The organism is Mycobacterium sp. (assembly GCF_039583805.1).
In the GTDB taxonomy this organism is placed as follows: domain Bacteria; phylum Actinomycetota; class Actinomycetes; order Mycobacteriales; family Mycobacteriaceae; genus Mycobacterium.
The window spans coordinates 18,862-21,576 of the sequence record NZ_JAVKSH010000062.1 but is presented as its reverse complement, the minus strand read 5'-3'; the positions used below and the strand labels follow the sequence as shown (position 1 = coordinate 21,576).

At 69.0% G+C, this 2,715-nt stretch carries 2 protein-coding genes and 1 pseudogene; all 3 read left to right on the top strand.

What is annotated here, in order from left to right:
- Positions 1-69: 69 nt before the first annotated feature.
- The 3 genes and pseudogenes from ABDW21_RS10200 to ABDW21_RS10190 all read left to right on the top strand — a co-directional run bounded on the left by ABDW21_RS10200 (position 70) and on the right by ABDW21_RS10190 (position 2,593).
- Positions 70-1,722 (top strand): acyl-CoA carboxylase subunit beta, encoded by a 1,653-nt coding sequence (locus ABDW21_RS10200; RefSeq protein ID WP_343710412.1) that lies wholly within the window; start codon positions 70-72, stop codon positions 1,720-1,722.
- A gap of 20 nt (positions 1,723-1,742) precedes the next feature.
- A pseudogene (locus ABDW21_RS10195) lies at positions 1,743-1,952 on the top strand (acyl-CoA carboxylase subunit epsilon); the annotation flags it as partial.
- A complete protein-coding gene (locus tag ABDW21_RS10190; RefSeq protein WP_343710411.1) occupies positions 1,949-2,593 on the top strand; it encodes a nucleoside triphosphate pyrophosphatase in 645 nt (214 codons plus the stop codon). The pseudogene ABDW21_RS10195 and the gene ABDW21_RS10190, both read left to right, overlap by 4 nt.
- The last annotated feature ends 122 nt before the right edge of the window (positions 2,594-2,715 follow it).

Below are 2,715 nucleotides of genomic sequence, written 5' to 3'. Positions count from 1 at the left end.
TCCCTGTGCCGTGACCACAGACCAGGCTTAGCGGACTGCACGGGTGGCTGACCGCTAAGCTCGGGGGTCATGACAAGCGTTTCCGAGGGCCATGCCCAGACTCACGTCGAGGCGAGAGCGGAGCATGAGATCGACATCCACACCACCGCCGGCAAACTGGCCGAGCTGCGCAAGCGCCGCGAGGAGACGCGCCACCCGGTCGGTGAGGCCGCCGTCGAGAAGGTGCACGCCAAGGGCAAGCTGACCGCCCGCGAACGCATCTACGCCCTGCTCGACGAGGAGTCGTTCGTCGAGCTCGACGCGCTGGCCCGGCACCGCAGCACCAACTTCGGGCTGGACGCCAAACGCCCGGTCGGCGACGGCGTGGTGACCGGCTACGGCACCATCGACGGCCGCGACGTGTGCATCTTCAGCCAGGACGCCACGGTGTTCGGCGGCAGCCTCGGCGAGGTGTACGGCGAGAAGATCGTCAAGGTGCAGGAGCTGGCGATCAAGACCGGCCGGCCGCTGATCGGCATCAACGACGGCGCCGGCGCGCGGATCCAGGAGGGCGTGGTCTCGCTGGGCCTCTACAGCAAGATCTTCCGCAACAACATCCTGGCGTCGGGCGTGATCCCGCAGATCTCGCTGATCATGGGCGCCGCCGCGGGCGGGCATGTCTACTCCCCCGCCCTGACCGACTTCGTGGTGATGGTCGATCAGACCAGCCAGATGTTCATCACCGGCCCGGACGTCATCAAGACCGTCACCGGCGAGGACGTCACGATGGAAGAGCTGGGCGGCGCTCACACCCACATGGCCAAGTCCGGCACCCTGCACTACGTCGCGTCCGGCGAGCAGGACGCCTTCGACTGGGTGCGCGAGCTGCTGGGCTACCTGCCGCCCAACAACTTCACCGACCCGCCGCGCTACCCGGCGCCGGCGCCGGAGGGGTCCATCGAAGACAACCTGACGGCCGAGGACCTCGAGCTGGACACGCTGATCCCGGACTCGCCGAACCAGCCCTACGACATGCACGAGGTGATCACCCGGATCCTCGACGACGACGAGTTCCTCGAGGTGCAGGCCGGCTACGCGCAAAACATCGTGGTCGGGTTCGGGCGCATCGAGGGCCGGCCGGTCGGCCTCGTCGCCAACCAGCCCACGCATTTCGCCGGGTGCCTGGACATCAACGCCTCGGAGAAGGCGGCCCGGTTCATCCGGACCTGCGACTGCTTCAACATCCCGATCGTCCTGCTGGTCGACGTGCCGGGCTTCCTGCCGGGCACCGACCAGGAATACAACGGCATCATCCGGCGCGGCGCCAAGCTGCTGTACGCCTACGGCGAGGCCACCGTCGCCAAGATCACCGTGATCACCCGCAAGGCTTACGGCGGCGCGTACTGCGTGATGGGCTCCAAGGACATGGGCGCCGACGTGTGCGTGGCGTGGCCGACGGCGCAGATCGCGGTGATGGGGGCCTCGGGCGCGGTCGGTTTCGTCTACCGCCAGCAGCTGACCGAGGCGGCCGACAAGGGCGAGGATGTCGACGCGCTGCGGCTACAGCTGCAGCAGGAATACGAGGACACCCTGGTCAACCCGTATATCGCCGCCGAACGGGGTTACGTCGACGCGGTCGTTCCGCCGTCGCACACCCGCGGTTACGTCGCGACGGCGCTGCGGCTGCTGGAACGCAAGATCACTCCGCTGCCGCCGAAGAAGCACGGGAACATCCCACTGTGAGTAGCTCCGAGGACATGACCCACGAGCCGCACATCGAGGTGCTCAAAGGCAACCCGAGCGACGCGGAGCTGGCCGCGCTGATCGCGGTGCTGGGCAGCGCCGGCGGCACCGCCGCCACGGCCGAGCCGGGTGAGCGCACCCGGTGGGGGCTGCCGGTCGACAAACTGCGTCACCCGGTGTTCAGCTGGCAGCGGATCACGTTGGTGGGACGGCAGCACATGCGGCGATGACCCGCCTGGTGCTCGCATCCGCCTCCCCCGGGCGGCTGCGGGTGCTGCGCCGCGCCGGCGTCGACCCGCTGGTCGTGAACTCGGGTGTGGACGAGGACGCTGTGATGGCACGGCTGGGTCCGGACGCCTCGCCCAGCACCGTGGTGTGCACCCTGGCGGCGGCCAAAGCCGACGCGGTGGCCCAGCGGCTGCCCGCCGACGTTGGCGCGGATTGTGTTGTCATCGGCTGTGATTCGATGCTGGAGGTGGACGGGCGGCTGGTGGGCAAACCGAGGTCGGCCGATGCCGCGCGACGCCAGTGGCACGCGATGGGCGGCCGGGCGGGGACGCTGCACACCGGCCACTGCCTGATGCGGCTGCACAACGGCGAGGCCGTCCAGCAGGATGTCGAATCTGCCTGCACCACAATATATTTCGGCGTGCCGTCCACGCCCGAGCTGGCGGCCTATGTCGACAGCGGCGAGCCGCTGTCGGTTGCCGGCGGGTTCACGATCGACGGACGTGGAGGCTGGTTCGTCGACCGCATCGACGGCGACCCGTCCAACGTGATCGGTCTCAGCTTGCCGTTGACCCGCCGGCTACTCGGCCGGGCGGGGTTGTCCGTCGACGGGTTGTGGTCGAAGCCGCCGACCGTGACCTGACCGCGACCCAACCGCAACCTCGCCGAGCCCCAACACGCCGCGCGGTGGTGCGCGGCAGGTGCGTCGCTGCGGCACACACTGGAGCGATGCCGGTGGAAGAGACGGTGCCGTTGGAAGAGACG